The sequence below is a fragment of the Bacillus sp. MAG717A genome (assembly GCF_036884855.1).
Lineage (GTDB): Bacteria > Bacillota > Bacilli > Bacillales > Bacillaceae > Bacillus > Bacillus safensis.
Genome location: NZ_CP145733.1, coordinates 1,635,682 through 1,651,444 on the forward strand (window position 1 = coordinate 1,635,682; position 15,763 = coordinate 1,651,444).

Below are 15,763 nucleotides of genomic sequence, written 5' to 3' on the forward strand. Positions count from 1 at the left end.
GCGGTGTAAACCAGAACGAAAGCATATTTATCCCATAAAAAGGGCGTAAATACCTATTTAAACATGAGTCTTTGAACCTTATAATAACAATATTGGAAAAAGTGCTATTCACCTTACGCTCGTTTAGAGGGACTCTAAGCAGCGTTTTTATTTTTTGACAGGAGGAGGAACCCATATGAGCTTATCGGATATGCTGTCTGCCCTTAACGGTGGCATTTCAAATAAAAAAGCAGAAATTGAAGAGAAAATCGCTCGGCTTAAAAAGGCGAAAAGCAAGGTTGAACGTGAACAAGATGCGGCAGAAACAGATTTAAAGCAAATCAAGCAGCCAAAGCTTGGGACCTCTTGGAAAGGTGAGCGAAGCCAGGATTTCAAATCAGACCGAAATGAAGCCCATGATGCGCTGCAAACGATCGTGAACGATAAATACCCACGCTACGTGAGCCGTATCGAATTCAAAATCAGTACATTAGAAGCAGAACAAGCTGCGTTATCCTTTGCCAGTTCCTTAGCTGGTGACGCCGCACGTCTTGCTGAAAAAGGAGAAGACGCAGTAGAGGACGCAAAACGCTTGATCTCAAAAGCATGGAGCAGCTTGTAAGCAAGATTCATGCTGAACAAATCTGGAGGATATCACAATGGGACAAATTAAGTTAAACTACCAAACAGTCATGGATAAACTAGATGAAGTCTCCCAAGCAGTCGAAGCTATAGCGATGAAAAAAGCAGCAGATAAAGCGGGTGAAAACAGCCTTGAATTTGTAACTAAGTGGACGGCACGTGAAGCAGAGGTAAGCGAAATGGTCTCAAACTTTAAAGAAGCCTTAATTAAAAATGTTCAGGATACACGTTCTAACGTGAAAACATTAAAAGAACAAGACGAAGCGATTGCTGCAAAATAATCAGCACAATCGCTTTTATTTATGGGTACGACGGAGATAATATAAATATGATATTAAAGACTCATATAAAACTCGGGATGTAAGACCTTGTATTATTCCGTTTTTCTTCCAAACGCGTCGACAAAAGGACACCTTTTCCCTATTTAAGCCTGAGGCTTTTCACCTTATACTATACTTAATGAAAGCAGAACGATAGAAATGTCAGGATTGGAAAAATCAAGTGAGTCGATGGTTTCCAAAGGCGCTCACGCCGTGCTTTCGTATGAGGTCAGATAGAGGTGGATGACATGAGTTTATCCGAGATGCTGCACCATCTGCATATGGGAATTGAGAACAAACGTGCAGAATTTGACGAAATGATCTCTCGGTTAAAGACAGCCAAAAGCAATATTCGAACAGAACAAGATCTTGCCCAGTCAGATATCAAAGAAATCAAGAAGCCTGCTCTTGATTCGTCATGGAAAGGCGAGAGGGGAACCGACTTTCATCGCCACCGGAAAGACGCTTACAGCGTGATGCACGACATCGTTAATAATGAATATGAAAAGTATATAACAGAGATTGACCAAAAAATCTTGCACTTTGAATTGAAAAAAATGGAGCTGGCTGTTGCCAGTAATTTTGCAGGAAGAGCTCAGGACGTGATGGAAAAGGGCGAGGATTTTGCAAAGGATGTTAAACATTTGATTGAACGGGGCTGGAAAGCTCTTTAAAACCATAAATGAAACAGCCGTCTCATAAAAGGACGGCTGTTTTTTTGTTTAGTCACATCCACCACCGCCGCTATCACCTGAATCACTCCCGCAGGAGGCATCAGAAGCGTGATGGGTATACGAATCAGTATATGTACTTGTCGTTGAACTATGATGTGCAGAACGCTTAGCAGATGCACGTTTATCCTTTGGTGTGAACAGGTTAGCACCGATGGCTCCTAAAGAAGCTAATATGATAATGACAACAAACATAAAAGTACCCATAATACATCCCTCCTCTAGTTTCATATTCATACGAATGAGCCATATCAAGGTTCCCGATTTGAAAGAAATACTGGGCAAAGAGTTCTATTTTCGTTTATGATGATAGGCAAAAGTAAATGCCAAGGGAGGAGAGCCCATGCTATCTCTACGTCAGGAGGAGCTTCTGAAACGATTGATGCAAGCGGAGCAGGAACTGACAAGTGAAGAACTTGCCCGTGTGATCGGAGTCACATCCCGAACTATTCGAACAGATATGAAAGCGCTTAAAATGATCTTAGAAGAACATGGTGCCGCACTACATATTAAACGCGGGGCAGGGTATACATTGAACGTTGAAGATTACGGGGCATTTCGTACATTTTTGAAAAAATCACTGAGAGAAAGAAATGAGAAAAAGGAACAGTTCATTCCTAATCAGCCTGAGGACCGCGTGGCTTATCTATTGAAAAGGCTGCTTCTGTCAGAAGACTATATCAAATTAGAGGGATTGTCAGAGGAATTATTTGTGAGTGAATCTACAGTGAAAAATGATTTGAAAGCTGTCAGGCACTTGTTTTCATTGCATGGACTTTCTATCTCGCATCGGCCTAAATATGGCCTTCGTCTGACAGGCGATGAAATGAAATTAAGATATTGTATGGCAGAGCATGTGTTTCAGCAGGAGCATGCGAATGCTGCATTGTTACCTGAAGAAACGTATCAATTGATTCAGGACATCGTGCGTTCACGTACAAAAACTACCGGACTTCATCTATCAGAAATCGGTTTAAGTAATTTAGTGACCCACATTGCCATCGCATGCAAACGAATTGAAGAAAAAAAGCTGGTCAAGATACCAGAAGCGGAATTGAAAGAAATTCAAGGGCAGCCAGTTTTTCAGGTAGCTCAACAAATGGCAGAAGATATTCGCCGCGTATTAGCGATTGATTTTCCGTTATCTGAAATGGCGTACATTGCGATTCACTTATTGGGAGCAAAGATGATGGCATATGGAGAGGCTGGCCATACCCTATTTCATCTGCTGGACGAAGACCATTTTCGTTTCACTCACCAATTGCTTGCTTATGTAGAGGAGCACATGTCACTTGATATTCAGTTTGATAAGGAGCTGATCGTTGGTTTAAGTCTTCATTTGCGTTCTGCCATTCACCGTTTTAGATATGATATGAACATCCGAAATCCTTATTTACCAGACATTAAAAGGCATTATCCCATTGCGTTTGAGGCGGGTGTTTATATGGGCAGATGGCTGAAGGAAAAAGAGGGTGTTGAGATTCCTGAGGATGAAATCGGATATTTGGCACTTCATATTGGGGCTGCAATCGAGCGGACAAAATCACAGCATGTAAGAAAGACATGTCTTATTGTGTGTGCGACGGGTGTCGCCAGCAGCCAGCTTCTTCTTCATAAACTCACGACGGCTTTTAGCGGAAGGCTGGAGATCGCTGGAACTGCAAGTGTCGGGGAACTTCCTTCATATGATTTGAGAAGCATTGATTTTATTATTAGTACCATTCCGCTTCAGAATACATTGCCTGTGCCAGTAATTGATGTACATACGATTCTAAGTGACGATGATATTGTCCGGCTAAAACGATTTGTGCAAAATTCACAGGATACAGGGGTTTTACGGTATGTGAGTCCGGCGCTGACATTTTTTCAGCAAGACCTTCAATCAAGGGAAGAGGTTCTTCAATTCTTCGTGAACGTGTTAAAGGAGCAGCATCGAATCTCAGACGATTTTGAACAATTATTGCTAGAAAGAGAACAAGTATCACCCACATCTTTCGGTCATTTGGTTGCGATTCCTCATCCAATTAAACCGGCAACAGATGACACGTTTTGTGCGATCTGTACGTTGAAAAAGCCGGTGCTGTGGGGAGAAGATCGAGTACAAGTCGTATGCTTGTTAAGCATCCAGAAGACGTATCAAAAAGAATTACAGTCGCTTTATCAATTTCTTGTGCGGCTGACAGAACGGAAGGAAGTGGTGGAACAGCTCATCAAAGCCGCTTCATTTGAAGAACTGACAGCTGCGCTTCAAGTATTGGAGTATCCAAATGAAAAAACGCGGCACCCATTTCCGCATCTGTGAGGAAAAAGATTAGATGTTAATGAAAGCGCTTTTAAAATAACATCAAAAAGGAGGATGATCACGAGTTTTTGCAAAGGGGGAGACGGATCATGAGCTTCAAGGAGAAAGCGGCAGATGTCATGGGGCATGTGGCTTATCGCATCACCAACCAGAAATATATTATGGCGATTAAACAGGCATTTGTCACACTGATGCCGATCATCATTACAGGAGCTTTTGCTGTATTGGTGGCGAATATGATCATGAGCCCAGAAACAGGGCTTGCTCATTTTGAGATATTCAGGTTTTTAGCAGAGCTTCAGCCTATTATGAAGGCAATCAATTATGCCACGCTGAACTTTTTAACCATTGGGGCTGTGTTCCTTATTGGAATTGAGCTTGGGAAAATTAACGGGCACAAGTCTCTGTTCCCAGGATTGATGGCATTGATTTCATTTATATCTGTTATTCCAACGACACTTCTTCTTGAAGTCGATGGATCGATGCGTGAGGTTGTAGACGTGTTGGCAAGGCAATTTTCCGATCCAAAAAGCTTATTTTTAGGGATGATCATTGCGATCGTATCTGTGGAGATTTTTTGTAAGCTGACCGAGGTGAAATGGCTTCAAATCAAGATGCCGGATTCGGTTCCTTCGAATGTTGCGACATCTTTTTCGTCACTTTTCCCATCGATCATTACGATTACAATCATTAGTTCATTCGGCTTTGCATTTCATCGTGTGACAGGCATTTATTTGCATGAAGCAGTGTATAACGTGGTGCAGCGCCCGTTAGAAAGTGTTGTACAGGGGCTGCCTGGGATTTTAACGTTGATGTTTGTGGCACAATTTTTCTGGGTGATCGGCATCCATGGCAACCAGATGATTAAGCCGATCCGGGAGCCGCTCTTATTAGGATCGATTGCAGTGAATATGACAGCATTTCAAGAGGGAAAAGAGATCCCGAATATTATCACGATGCCGTTTTGGGATGTGTATATGAGCATCGGCGGTTCAGGTGTGACCATTGGTCTTTTGATTGCAATTTTTATTGCTGGGAGAAGGGAAGAGATGCGAAGCATTGCCAAGCTCTCATCAGGACCCGGACTGTTCAACATCAATGAACCCGTTATTTTTGGATTACCTGTCATGCTAAACCCTGTAATGGCGATCCCATTTATCGTCACACCGCTTGTGACAGGTACGATTGGTTATATTGCGACGGCTACAGGATTCGCTGGAAAAGCGGTCGTGATGGTGCCGTGGACGACACCGCCGCTTGTGAATGCATGGCTGTCCACTGCTGGCAGCATGGGAGCAGTCATCACACAGCTTATCTGCATTGTGGTTGCTGTTTTCATCTATTTACCGTTTGTTCTCTTGTCTAACCGTAAGCCAGAAGCGGTACCAGGTTCAGAATAAACATTCAGACGAAGAAAAGGGAGGCGGAGACATGAACAGCATTGAGATTCCAAGAGATTTTATCCTAGGTGCTGCGGCTTCTGCATGGCAGACGGAGGGCTGGAAGGGAAAGCGGGCGCATCAGGACTCGTACATCGATTTATGGTATAAGGAAGGGTATCATGTGTGGCACGAAGGCTATGGGCCGGCTGGTGCAACGAACTTTTACGAGCGCTATCCTGAGGATGTAGCCTTAATGAAAGAGATTGGGCTGACACATTACAGGACATCGATCAATTGGTCGAGGTTTCTCATAGATTACGAGAATGGGATAGTGGATGAGGCCTATGCTCGTTACATTGATGATCTGATCAATGAATTAATCGCAGCAGGTGTAGAACCGATGTTTTGCTTAGAGCATTATGAGCTTCCTGCCGTTTTGCTTGAGAAGTACGGCGGATGGTCATCAAAGCATGTCGTCGACCTGTTTGTTCTCTATGCAGAAAAAGTGTTTGAGCGCTACGGAGACCGGGTCAAGCATTGGTTTAGTTTTAATGAACCGATTGTTGTCCAGACACGTGTTTATCTAGATGCCATCCGTTATCCGTATGAGCAAAATACGAAGAAATGGATGCAGTGGAACTATCATAAAGCACTGGCAACAGCAAAAGTGGTGAAGCTGTTTCAGGAGATGGATTTGAAGGAATCGACAGGAGCCAAAATCGGGGTGATTCTCAATCCAGAAGTGACGTATGCAAGATCGTCTGCTCCGCATGACCAAGAAGCGGCACGTATGTATGATTTGTTTTTTAATCGAGTGTTCTTAGATCCTTCCATCAAAGGGGAGTATCCAGAGGAACTGATCGATGTGTTGAAAAAGCATGATATTCTTTTCGATTCCACAGAGGAAGAGCTTCAAATCATCAAGAATCATACGGTAGATGTCGTCGGACTTAACTTGTACTATCCGCATCGTGTCAAGGCGCCGAGTAAGGCTTGGAACGAAGGGACGCCTTTTCACCCATCCTATTATTACGATATGTTTGAGCTTCCAGGGAGAAAAATGAATCCTTTTAGAGGATGGGAAATCTACCCGAAGATTGTCTACGATATGGGGATGAGGATAAAAGAGGAATACGGAAATATTGAGTGGTTTGTGGCCGAAAATGGCATGGGTGTAGAAAAGGAAGAACGGTTTAAAAAAGAAGATGGAATCATTGATGACCAGTATCGCATTTCATTTATCAGCCAGCATTTGAAGCGGGCACTTCAAGCGAAAGCAGAAGGATCAAATTGCACGGGCTATATGCTTTGGGCATTTACAGACAATGTCTCACCGATGAATGCCTTTAAAAACCGCTACGGCTTAGTCGAAATCCAGCTGGAAAATGAACGAAATCGACAGCTGAAAGCATCTGCGTATTGGTACCAAACATTAATCAAAACGAGGGAACTGACAGTTGAAACAGAAGTCATTTATCAATAGGAGTGATGGGATTTGAAACGAATCATTCTCGCTTGTGCAGCAGGAATGTCGACGTCCATTGTGGTGTCGAAAATGAAGGCCGCCGCAGAAGCTAAAGGGCTGGATTACTATATTTATGCTATACCTGAAGGAGCCATTGTGGATGAACTAGAAGAGCATGGAGAGGATGTAAAGGCGATTTTACTTGGACCGCAAGTAAGTTTTATGAAAAAAGCAGCAGAAAAAACAGCGGCACCTTATCAAATCCCTGTCGATGTCGTCAATGTGAGATTATACGGAACAGCAAACGGAGAAAAAATTCTAGAGCATGCACTGAAACTAGCAAATGAATCTTAAGTAATTGGAGGAGAAGCAGATGACGGTATTAGAGGAAATGCAGGGAGCAGCCTTTCAAATCATTGCCCATGCAGGCGAGGCAAGAAGTCATTATGTAGAAGCGATTCGTCTAGCAAGAGCTGATGATTTTGAAAAAGCGCAGCAGTTGATCGAAAAAGGGGAGGAAGCGTTTCGAAGCATCCACAACCTGCACTTGTCGCTGATTCAAAAAGAAGCGGCAGGTGAACAGCTTCCGTTTTCTTTACTGCTGATACACGCAGAAGATCAAATGCTCACAACAGAGACCATTCATCTGCTCGCCATCGAAATGATCGAAATGTGTAAAAAAATGAATACCCTGTCAAAATAGATGTCAATGAATAACCAATTTCTGTTATAATCATTCGGTAGATAAAGAGAAAGCAGGATTGGTGAATGAAGAAAACATGTATGCTGATGACGGTTGGTCTTATGCTGCTGCTCATTTCGGGCTGTATGGGAATGAAGGAGCAGGCAGAAGGAAGCCAGCAAGTTGTCAAAGAGGAAAAGGGTCCATTACAAACAAAAGATATGCAGCAGAAAAAAGAAACGGCAGTGATAGAGACACAAAATTGGATGAAGCAAAAGGAGCCGGTCGAGCTTCCAATTTTGATGTATCACAGTATCTCAAGCGGTAACTCGTTACGTGTGCCAAAGAGCGAATTTGCAGCTCATATGAAATGGTTGAAGGACAACGATTATGTCACACTGTCGCCAGAAGAGGCGTACCGCGTTTTCATAACAAATTCGATGCCAAGTAAGAAGAGTGTCCTCATTACATTTGATGATGGATATACGGATAACTATACAAAGGCATTTCCGATTTTAAAACAGTATGGAATGAAAGCAACGATTTTCATGATTGAGCAATCCATTGGCCGTCCAAATCACTTATCGGATGAGCAAATGGATGAGATGATGGCACATGGGATCTCGATTGAGAGTCATACGATTCATCATTTAGAGCTCAATCGTTTATCAAAGCAGCAGCAGGAAGAGGAGTTAAAAGGATCAAAGACATTCTTCGATCAGCGATTTTCTCAGCGTACGAGAATGGTCAGCTATCCTGTCGGGCGCTATAATGAAGAGACGTTGAAGTTGGCGAAGGAAGCCGGATACCAAATGGCTGTCACCACTGAACCAGGACATGCAAAGAAGGAACAAGGCATGATGTCCTTGCACCGCGTCCGCATTTCACCGGGGCTTTCACCAGAAAGCTTTGGCAGGCTGGTCGAAGGGAAGTAACGTCAATGTTTCACATGAAACATTTTACGACAAGTTTCATCAAAATGAATCATGATATATCTTGGTTTCAAATGTCATGACAAGAGACAATTAGATGGACAGAACTTTCATACCATGGGAGTTCTGTTTTTGAAAAAATACCGCATTGTCATTCAAACCATACATCGTATGAAACACCTCAAAGAAAGTCACCAAGTATCAAACCCACCAATGAAGTAACAATCAAATTTGTTCAGCATCATAAAAACTACATTGAAAAACCAATTGAGAACAGAAAGGGAGAGGGAAATATGTCAAACTTTTTTGGAATCGACCATGTTCAACTAGCTGCCCCAAAAGGCGGCGAAGAGGAAGCTCGTTTGTTTTTTGGCGAAATTTTAGGGATGAAAGAAATACTTAAGCCTAGTAATTTAGCTAAACGTGGAGGAGTCTGGTTCCAATGCGGTCATCATCAGCTTCACATTGGCATTCAGGAACATTTTCAAGCTGCAAAGAAAGCTCATCCAGCTTTTCTTGTAAAGAGCCTATCGGAATTAAAAGAGGTATTATTGAAGCATCAGATTAGTATAAAAGAAGATGAGCCATTGGAGGGAGCCAATCGGTTTTATGTAGAAGATCCATTCGGGAATCGAATTGAGTTTTTAGAGAGAAGAGACTAGAAGACAAAAATAAGGCTGTCGAGGAAATCTCGACAGCCTATTTGTTATTGATAAACGGGATAGCCCGTCATTTTGATATCTTTCCCGAGTGGTTCCACGGCGAGTTGATCCAGTTCAATGGCATCACTCATGAGTCGTATGCCCTCGCCCCCGAAAAAGGAAGGGGAGAGTCGTCCGCCAATGAGCTTAGGCGCCATATAGATGACCAATTTATCTACAAGCTGCTGTTCTAAGAATGAGGCGTTAATCTGGCCGCCGCCTTCAATCATGAGAGAGGAGATATTTTTTTCTCCCAGCACTTGAAGCACTTCCTGCAGGGGAACCCGCGTGTCGCTGTCTGTCATAAAGACACGGACGCCAGCTTCTTCTAAAGCCGCTCGTTTTTCCTCATCGGCTTGCTTTGTTGTAAAGATCCATGTAGGTGCCATCTGATCAGTGACAATCTTTGCTGTTAGTGGTGTTGAGAGCTTTGAATCTAAGACAATTCGAATCGGATTGTTTCCATTTGGAATCCGCGCAGTTAATGAAGGATCATCGTGAATGACGGTTTGAGCACCGACCAAAATCGCATCATTGATACTGCGGATATGGTGAGCATCATAACGGGATGTCTCAGATGTAATCCACTTGCTGTCAGACGTGGCAGAGGCGATTTTCCCATCTAAGGTAATGCCCGCTTTGAGCGTCACGAAAGGTGTTTTTTTCGTAATAAAGTGATTAAATACTTCATTCATCAGTATGGATTCTTGTTCAAGTACGCCCGTGATAACTTGGATGCCCGCGTCTTGTAAAATGGCAATCCCGCGGCCAGCGACAAGTGGATTCGGATCAAGAGCCGCGACGACAACGGTTTCGACGCCGGCTTTCACAAGTGCTTCGGCACAAGGGCCTGTGCGCCCATGGTGGGAACAAGGCTCAAGGGTCACATAAATCGTAGCTCCTTTTGCCTTGTCTCCAGCCATGTTGAGTGCATGAATTTCAGCATGCGGTTCACCGGCTTTCATATGAGCACCGACTCCAACAATTTCATTCTCTCGCACAATCACAGCCCCGACGAGCGGATTCGGAGATGTCTGACCTTTCATTGCCCGTGCATTATCAAGGGCTAGCTTCATATATCGCTCATGATGTGGCAATTGTACGCACCTCTTGCTCCGCCTTCATGTGACCTGAGCGGTTGATTTTTGTCTGCAAGTATTTCTCGTTAAATTCAGAGACATCTCCCCAAAGCGGAATGCGTCCAGAAAGAGATAAACCTGCATGGCTGATCGCATCTGTCTTTTTCGGGTTATTGGTAATGAGTCTGACCGGCTTTGTACGAAGTGTTTGAAGAACGGCAATGGCTTCTTCGTATTGACGTGTGTCATCTTCAAAACCAAGTGCTTCATTCGCTTCTACTGTATCATAGCCGTTTTCTTGAAGAATATAAGCCATGGCTTTACTGAAAAGACCAATGCCGCGGCCTTCATGATTGGCTAAGTAAAACAGGGCTCCTGCTCCATTGTCCTCAATCATTCGCATAGACTGCTTCAATTGGAATCCACAGTCGCAGCGCTTGCTTCCGAAAATATCGCCAGTGTGGCAAATGGAATGCATACGGATAAGAGCTTCGTCAGCGTGCTCGAAATCCCCATACACAAGAACGCTTGACTGCTGATGATCAGCCAGCTGGCGGGACGAAAGGCTTTCAATTAAAGCTTCATCTGACAGTGGCTCTTTTCCATCGTCTTTTAACCATGAATACCAGTTAAACATCACGGTTCTGCCGTCTAAATTCACTGGCAGTTTAATGGGTCCAGTGATATAGATATACCCGTCTTCTTGCTGTACTCGTTTGATTTTATCTTTTAATATGGCTGTTTTAAGCTCTGTGTGTTTGTCCATATTCTGCACCTTCTTTTTAGTCTGTTTCTTCAATCTGTAAACGAACGAGAACGCCAAATGGATCAACAAATTCGCTGCTTTTTCCTGTCGTGTTGACTTGAGTGCCTGCTTTTGTCAGACGTTCGACGACGGATTGTCTGTCTGCTTCTTCTGGGAAAACCAGTGTATAGCTTCTAATTCCTGAAAAACGTGGATCAATGGCTCCTTTTCGTCCGCGTCCCCATGCATTAAAGGCAAGGTGGTGGTGGTACAAACCAGCGGCGATAAATACGCTTGCTGGTGGAGCCATTCGGATATGAAAACCGAGCGTATTGACATAAAAGGAATCCGCTTCTTCTGGGTTGAGATGGAAATGCAAGTGTCCCATCACTGTACCGGCAGGGAGTCCTTCCCATGTGGTATCAGCAGCTTCTTGCAGGAGTCCATCTCCATCAAGCGGTGCATTTCCGCCACCTTTCAGTTCTCCATGCTCACCGACCCAAATGTCCTGAGGACGGTCAGCATAAATTTCTACGCCAATGCCGTCAGGATCACTTAAATAAATGGCTTCACTGAAAAAGTGATCGCTTGCTCCAATTAAAGGATAGCCTTTTTTGATTACATGTGCCAGCCATGTGCCCAGGTTTTTTCTGGTAGGTAATAAAACAGCAAAATGATAAAGTCCTGGCTCATGATCAGGCTTTTCTTTGAGTTGTGCATCTTCTTTTAACAAAAGAATCGGTTCCTTTGCATTGCTGCCAAGTGTTACCGTGGAATCTGTCTTTTCTAATATAGAAAATCCTAAAATGTCTGTATAAAAAGGTAAAGAACGATCAAAGCTGGACACATGTAATTCTGTTACACCCAGCCTTAGCTGCTCAATTGTCTTCAAGCTCGGTCATCTCCTTCATGATATATGCATCGGCATGTTCAAATGTTTTTGAAAATATATAAAAAATGAATACCTTGTTACTTTTAGTAACTAAACTATATAATAGTTAGTGACTTATTTCAAGTAATTAATTGTGTTATAATAAAAAAAAGAGAAAAAAGCAGAAGGGAGTAAGATATGGCTCAAGTAGATGGCTGTCCAATTACAGATGCCATGGAGATTCTAGGCAAGAAGTGGGTCATTCTCATCATCAATCAGCTTCTGACCGGACCTAAGCGTTTTTGTCAGCTTGAAAATGAAATGAACATCAGCGGAAGATTACTATCAGAAAGGCTGAAGGATTTAGAAGCTGAGGGACTTGTTGAGAAAAAAGTATACCCCGATATTCCAGTGCGGATTGAATACGAATTAACAGTTCAAGGGAAGAAAATTGAACCGATTATTCGTGAAATGTATGCTTGGTCTTTAGATCGTAAAAATAGCAAAATAGAGGAACATGTTTCATCTTAATCCATTTCGATCAGTGTGTCTGATCGAAATTTTTTTGTGTGATTTTCCAGAAAACTAAGACAATAGTATGAAAAATGATGTTGACAATCATTTCATGCATTATATAATATCAAGGAGAAGAGGGTTCTTTTCCCTGTAATGGAATGGAGGTTATGCCATGGTATTATAAATGGGACAGATAGCCTAAAACTCGTATCAATCCATCATTTAGAAGCAGACATCTTTGACTTTTAGGAAGCAAAGATTTATTTTTTTAACTCAATTGATAATGATTATCATAATCATCTATAAGTGTGTTCCAGCACTTGTGAAGGTTATTTTTTTTATTGTCTATTGAGAATAATTATCAATATCATTTAGGAGGGTTCACATGAAAGTCATTCGTTCAACATCACCCGTATTATTATTCCTTAGTTTTGTTCTACTATTTGCTCTAGCTCCTGTTAGCTCGGCCTCAGCAGCTGGCTTAGCAGATGGTCAATATTCAGCGCAATATGTGGTATGGAAGGCTGATAGCGATTCGACTTCAACAGCGAATACGTATTTTGAAAAACCAGCCAAGCTTGTCGTAAAGGATGGAAAAATCAAAGCACAAGTCACGTTAACGAATAGCTCTTGGATCACAAGCTTTAAAACGCTCGATCAAGGTGTCTACAAAGATGCGAAGGTGATCAGTACAAATACAGCTGCAAATAAGAGAACCGTAGAATTCAATGTGAACAGCCTGACTGAGGTTGTACCAGCAAAAGTGAGTGTGACTGTACCGGTCATCGGATATACAGGTAATTATGACATTCGCCTCAAGTTTGATGCGGCATCTGTTCAATAGAAAGGGAGGAAATTCGCTTGATGAAAAAATGGATGAGGCTGCCAGCCTTCATGGCCGCTTTTTTACTGGCACTTATGCTGCCTTTTTCAAACGCACAGGCTGCCGCATTAAAGGATGGTACATACTCCGTCAATTATACAGTGCTAAAAGCTGAAGGAAATGCGGTCTCAATGGCAAATGATTACTGGTTGAAGCCAGCAAAAGTGATAGCGAAAAATGGAAACCTGACAGTACAAATGACGATTAAAAATAGCAGCTGGGTAACGGAATTTAAAGTGCCTGGAAATGGCGGCTATGTCGACACAACTGTTCTCTCAACGAATAAAAAAGCGAATACAAGACTCGTTCAGTTCCAAGCTCAGAGCCTGTCTAAACCGATCAAGTCAAAAATTCACGTCACTGTAAAATCTGCTGATTATGATCATGATTACACCATTCAGCTGAAATTTGATGAAAGCAGTATGAAATCGCTATCGTCTAACAGTGCAAATAAATCAACGGGTGCACAAGAAAGTCAGCAGCCATCAAAAGAATCAACAAACAAAGCTGATACATCCACAACGAAACAACAAGAAGAGAACCCTCAAACTGGTGATACAAGCCAAATAGGGTGGCTCCTTGTGCTTGTCTTATGTTCTGGCGGGTTTTTAGCAAGAAAGTGGATCATCAAGCATTAACGGAAGGAAGTGTCACCATTTGAAACGTCTTTTTCATCTAAAGGCAGCCATTCTGCTTGTTTTATTCAGTTTGTTGACTGCGTTTCAGATTCCTCAAGGAACAGCTCAAGCGGCTTCATTCGTTGATGGTGAATACACAGTCGGGTTCACCATTTTAAAAAATGGCAGCACAGAAGCGTCCATGATGGATACCTATACAGAAAAGCCAGCTAAGCTGATTGTGGAAAATGGCAAGAAAACAGCCTATGTCACACTGAAGCAAAGCAAAGAAATAACAGATTTCAAGGTTGAACAAAATGGTGCTCTCGTTACCACTGAAACGGTCAGTGAGGACGAAACAGCCAATACACGTGTGATCAAATTTGATGTCGCCGACTTATCAGCGAAATTAAACGGCTGGGTGAAAATTTACTGGGATTTAGGCGGCTTTATTTATGACGAAGCATATGACGTACAGCTTGCATTCGATCAAAGCAGCTTAACACTCGTTACGCCTGCAAAACCAGACGATAACGAAACAAAACCAGATGATCAAAACGGTACAAAGCCAGACGACAATGAAACTAAACCGGATGACCAAAACGGTACAAAGCCAGATGACAATGAAACTAAACCGGATGACCAAAATGGCACAAAACCAGACGATCAACCGACAACACCAGGCAATAACAATGGCACAAAGCCAGATGATTCTGCGCAAAATCAATTAAAAGATGGCGTATATCGTATCAATTACAGTGTGCTAAAAGGGGATACGGATGAAGCATCTCGAATGAATCAATACTTCTCACATCCCGCATCCTTAACCGTCAAAAATGGAAAGCAGACCATTTCTTTTACAGTGAAGGATCATAAGTCTGTCGCTTCTTTGAAAACAGAGAAAAACGGTTCTTATCAAGAAGCAAAGACAGTGAGCACAGATGAAGCGAAGAATACAAGAGTGGTTTCATTCGATGCTGCTGATTTGAAAAAAGCGGTGAAAGGAAAAGTACACATTGTAGTAGCTGCCGCTAATTATGACCAAACCTACGATATTCGTTTTCAATTTGACTCAAAGAGTATCGCTCCAGTGAAGGACGGACAGGTGGTAGAGGAAGAACCACCAGCTGCATCAGAAACGCCAAAACCAAATACACCATCACCAGAAACAAATAACAGCGGAGCTGATCAAGAGACTACTCAGCTAAAAGATGGTGTATACAAGCTTCCTTTCTCAATGAAGAAAGCAGACAAGGATGAGCTTTCCCGCATGAACGATTACGTCGTGAGCCCTGCGACACTGGTTGTGAAAAATGGCCGCCATTTCGTTTCATATAAAGTGAAAAACAGCTCAGCCATCACGTCATTCCAAGTAGGAACAGGCGGAAAATTTGAAGAGACACTTGTCGCGAAAACAGATCAAAAAGCAGATACACGTGTCATTCAATATGAAGCAAAAAGTTTAAGCAGTGCTCAGGCTGCACGCGTAAAAATTGATATTCCAGCTGCGAACTATCATGAGCAGTACGATGTCAAACTTGTCTATGACACAAAAGGAATCGCTCTCGGTGAGGGAAGCGGCATTTCAACGGTCATTGGAGACGATGAGAGTATCAGCTTTGTCAAAAATCCAAATGATCACGATTCTCAAACACCTCAACTTGAGAATGTAGCACCAGAGGAAACGGGTGCGGAGCAGATGACATTTACGCCATCAGATGACCAAACCAAATCTGAGTCTGGACAGCTGAATCCGAAAACGGGAGATACCTCTCTTCTTTGGGTGTATATTCTTTTATTCGGCGGTTCGTTATTCGTACTCGTCAGAAAATATCAAACACGGACAAGATAGTTCGTTTTATTTTAAGTGAGATGCGCCTTTTTCCTCGGCGCATCCACTCTCTTTTTTCGAAAGG

Annotated in this window: 18 protein-coding genes; 14 read left to right on the forward strand and 4 right to left on the reverse strand. The window is 42.6% G+C overall.

All coding sequences use genetic code 11. The features are described from left to right. Positions 1 to 175 precede the first annotated feature (175 nt). The 3 genes from V6Z54_RS08330 (at position 176) to V6Z54_RS08340 (ending at position 1,615) form a co-directional block, all read left to right on the forward strand. Positions 176 to 601 carry a DUF5082 family protein gene (locus V6Z54_RS08330; protein ID WP_041087578.1) on the forward strand — a complete coding sequence of 142 codons (426 nt, stop codon included), beginning with the start codon at positions 176 to 178 and terminating at the stop codon, positions 599 to 601. A gap of 37 nt (positions 602 to 638) precedes the next feature. Next, positions 639 to 902, forward strand: a complete 264-nt coding sequence (locus V6Z54_RS08335; protein WP_041087580.1) for a YwqI/YxiC family protein — start codon at positions 639 to 641, stop codon at positions 900 to 902. A gap of 287 nt (positions 903 to 1,189) precedes the next feature. Continuing rightward, positions 1,190 to 1,615, forward strand: a complete 426-nt coding sequence (locus V6Z54_RS08340) for a DUF5082 family protein (RefSeq protein WP_041087582.1) — start codon at positions 1,190 to 1,192, stop codon at positions 1,613 to 1,615. A gap of 48 nt (positions 1,616 to 1,663) precedes the next feature. Here the strand turns inward: V6Z54_RS08340 and V6Z54_RS08345 are convergent, their stop codons facing one another. Further along, positions 1,664 to 1,879: a hypothetical protein gene (locus V6Z54_RS08345; RefSeq protein WP_231120168.1), complete on the reverse strand. Its 216-nt coding sequence runs from the start codon at positions 1,877 to 1,879 to the stop codon at positions 1,664 to 1,666. Between the two features lie 136 nt (positions 1,880 to 2,015). Here V6Z54_RS08345 and V6Z54_RS08350 point away from each other — a divergent pair, with 136 nt between their 5' ends. The 7 genes from V6Z54_RS08350 (at position 2,016) to V6Z54_RS08380 (ending at position 9,097) form a co-directional block, all read left to right on the forward strand. Further along, the gene (locus V6Z54_RS08350) at positions 2,016 to 3,974 is read left to right on the forward strand and encodes a BglG family transcription antiterminator (RefSeq protein ID WP_338527916.1); all 1,959 of its coding nucleotides are present in this window, start codon (positions 2,016 to 2,018) and stop codon (positions 3,972 to 3,974) included. 89 nt (positions 3,975 to 4,063) lie between these two features. Continuing rightward, positions 4,064 to 5,374 (forward strand): PTS transporter subunit EIIC, encoded by a 1,311-nt coding sequence (locus tag V6Z54_RS08355; RefSeq protein ID WP_041087586.1) that lies wholly within the window; start codon positions 4,064 to 4,066, stop codon positions 5,372 to 5,374. A gap of 31 nt (positions 5,375 to 5,405) precedes the next feature. After that, positions 5,406 to 6,839 carry a glycoside hydrolase family 1 protein gene (locus tag V6Z54_RS08360; RefSeq protein ID WP_338527917.1) on the forward strand — a complete coding sequence of 478 codons (1,434 nt, stop codon included), beginning with the start codon at positions 5,406 to 5,408 and terminating at the stop codon, positions 6,837 to 6,839. Between the two features lie 12 nt (positions 6,840 to 6,851). Further along, positions 6,852 to 7,175 (forward strand): PTS sugar transporter subunit IIB, encoded by a 324-nt coding sequence (locus tag V6Z54_RS08365; protein ID WP_073978798.1) that lies wholly within the window; start codon positions 6,852 to 6,854, stop codon positions 7,173 to 7,175. Between the two features lie 19 nt (positions 7,176 to 7,194). Further along, positions 7,195 to 7,524, forward strand: a complete 330-nt coding sequence (locus tag V6Z54_RS08370; protein ID WP_024423898.1) for a PTS lactose/cellobiose transporter subunit IIA — start codon at positions 7,195 to 7,197, stop codon at positions 7,522 to 7,524. Between the two features lie 65 nt (positions 7,525 to 7,589). Further along, the gene (locus V6Z54_RS08375; protein WP_041087593.1) at positions 7,590 to 8,438 is read left to right on the forward strand and encodes a polysaccharide deacetylase family protein; all 849 of its coding nucleotides are present in this window, start codon (positions 7,590 to 7,592) and stop codon (positions 8,436 to 8,438) included. A gap of 290 nt (positions 8,439 to 8,728) precedes the next feature. Then, positions 8,729 to 9,097: a VOC family protein gene (locus tag V6Z54_RS08380; protein ID WP_338527918.1), complete on the forward strand. Its 369-nt coding sequence runs from the start codon at positions 8,729 to 8,731 to the stop codon at positions 9,095 to 9,097. Between the two features lie 44 nt (positions 9,098 to 9,141). Here the strand turns inward: V6Z54_RS08380 and ribD are convergent, their stop codons facing one another. Genes ribD through V6Z54_RS08395 form a run of 3 tightly spaced genes read right to left on the reverse strand, consistent with a single transcriptional unit; the run spans position 9,142 to position 11,852 of the window. Continuing rightward, positions 9,142 to 10,233 (reverse strand): bifunctional diaminohydroxyphosphoribosylaminopyrimidine deaminase/5-amino-6-(5-phosphoribosylamino)uracil reductase RibD, encoded by a 1,092-nt coding sequence (gene ribD, locus V6Z54_RS08385; RefSeq protein ID WP_041087597.1) that lies wholly within the window; start codon positions 10,231 to 10,233, stop codon positions 9,142 to 9,144. Beyond that, a complete protein-coding gene (locus V6Z54_RS08390; protein ID WP_024427515.1) occupies positions 10,220 to 10,981 on the reverse strand; it encodes a GTP cyclohydrolase II in 762 nt (253 codons plus the stop codon). The genes ribD and V6Z54_RS08390 overlap by 14 nt, the downstream gene beginning before the upstream one ends. A 16-nt stretch (positions 10,982 to 10,997) precedes the next feature. Further along, the gene (locus V6Z54_RS08395; RefSeq protein ID WP_041087600.1) at positions 10,998 to 11,852 is read right to left on the reverse strand and encodes a VOC family protein; all 855 of its coding nucleotides are present in this window, start codon (positions 11,850 to 11,852) and stop codon (positions 10,998 to 11,000) included. 177 nt (positions 11,853 to 12,029) lie between these two features. Between V6Z54_RS08395 and V6Z54_RS08400 the strand changes: the two genes are divergently transcribed. The 4 genes from V6Z54_RS08400 to V6Z54_RS08415 all read left to right on the forward strand — a co-directional run bounded on the left by V6Z54_RS08400 (position 12,030) and on the right by V6Z54_RS08415 (position 15,699). Further along, the gene (locus V6Z54_RS08400) at positions 12,030 to 12,362 is read left to right on the forward strand and encodes a helix-turn-helix domain-containing protein (RefSeq protein ID WP_073978800.1); all 333 of its coding nucleotides are present in this window, start codon (positions 12,030 to 12,032) and stop codon (positions 12,360 to 12,362) included. Between the two features lie 370 nt (positions 12,363 to 12,732). Continuing rightward, the gene (locus V6Z54_RS08405; protein ID WP_212043628.1) at positions 12,733 to 13,191 is read left to right on the forward strand and encodes an NEAT domain-containing protein; all 459 of its coding nucleotides are present in this window, start codon (positions 12,733 to 12,735) and stop codon (positions 13,189 to 13,191) included. 20 nt (positions 13,192 to 13,211) lie between these two features. Then, on the forward strand, positions 13,212 to 13,868 hold the full coding sequence (gene isdC, locus V6Z54_RS08410; protein ID WP_305960555.1) for a heme uptake protein IsdC: 657 nt from the start codon (positions 13,212 to 13,214) through the stop codon (positions 13,866 to 13,868). 19 nt (positions 13,869 to 13,887) lie between these two features. Then, the gene (locus V6Z54_RS08415; protein WP_073978802.1) at positions 13,888 to 15,699 is read left to right on the forward strand and encodes an NEAT domain-containing protein; all 1,812 of its coding nucleotides are present in this window, start codon (positions 13,888 to 13,890) and stop codon (positions 15,697 to 15,699) included. The last annotated feature ends 64 nt before the right edge of the window (positions 15,700 to 15,763 follow it).

Coding starts and splice junctions, on each gene's coding strand:
- V6Z54_RS08360 (WP_338527917.1), top strand. CDS start 5,406: ATGAACAGCATTGAGATTCCAAGAGATTTTATCCTAGGTGCTGCGGCT.
- isdC (WP_305960555.1), top strand. CDS start 13,212: ATGAAAAAATGGATGAGGCTGCCAGCCTTCATGGCCGCTTTTTTACTG.
- V6Z54_RS08375 (WP_041087593.1), top strand. CDS start 7,590: ATGAAGAAAACATGTATGCTGATGACGGTTGGTCTTATGCTGCTGCTC.
- V6Z54_RS08400 (WP_073978800.1), top strand. CDS start 12,030: ATGGCTCAAGTAGATGGCTGTCCAATTACAGATGCCATGGAGATTCTA.
- V6Z54_RS08380 (WP_338527918.1), top strand. CDS start 8,729: ATGTCAAACTTTTTTGGAATCGACCATGTTCAACTAGCTGCCCCAAAA.
- V6Z54_RS08335 (WP_041087580.1), top strand. CDS start 639: ATGGGACAAATTAAGTTAAACTACCAAACAGTCATGGATAAACTAGAT.
- V6Z54_RS08330 (WP_041087578.1), top strand. CDS start 176: ATGAGCTTATCGGATATGCTGTCTGCCCTTAACGGTGGCATTTCAAAT.
- V6Z54_RS08405 (WP_212043628.1), top strand. CDS start 12,733: ATGAAAGTCATTCGTTCAACATCACCCGTATTATTATTCCTTAGTTTT.
- V6Z54_RS08345 (WP_231120168.1), bottom strand. CDS start 1,879: ATGGGTACTTTTATGTTTGTTGTCATTATCATATTAGCTTCTTTAGGA.
- V6Z54_RS08370 (WP_024423898.1), top strand. CDS start 7,195: ATGACGGTATTAGAGGAAATGCAGGGAGCAGCCTTTCAAATCATTGCC.
- V6Z54_RS08350 (WP_338527916.1), top strand. CDS start 2,016: ATGCTATCTCTACGTCAGGAGGAGCTTCTGAAACGATTGATGCAAGCG.
- V6Z54_RS08390 (WP_024427515.1), bottom strand. CDS start 10,981: ATGGACAAACACACAGAGCTTAAAACAGCCATATTAAAAGATAAAATC.
- V6Z54_RS08340 (WP_041087582.1), top strand. CDS start 1,190: ATGAGTTTATCCGAGATGCTGCACCATCTGCATATGGGAATTGAGAAC.
- V6Z54_RS08355 (WP_041087586.1), top strand. CDS start 4,064: ATGAGCTTCAAGGAGAAAGCGGCAGATGTCATGGGGCATGTGGCTTAT.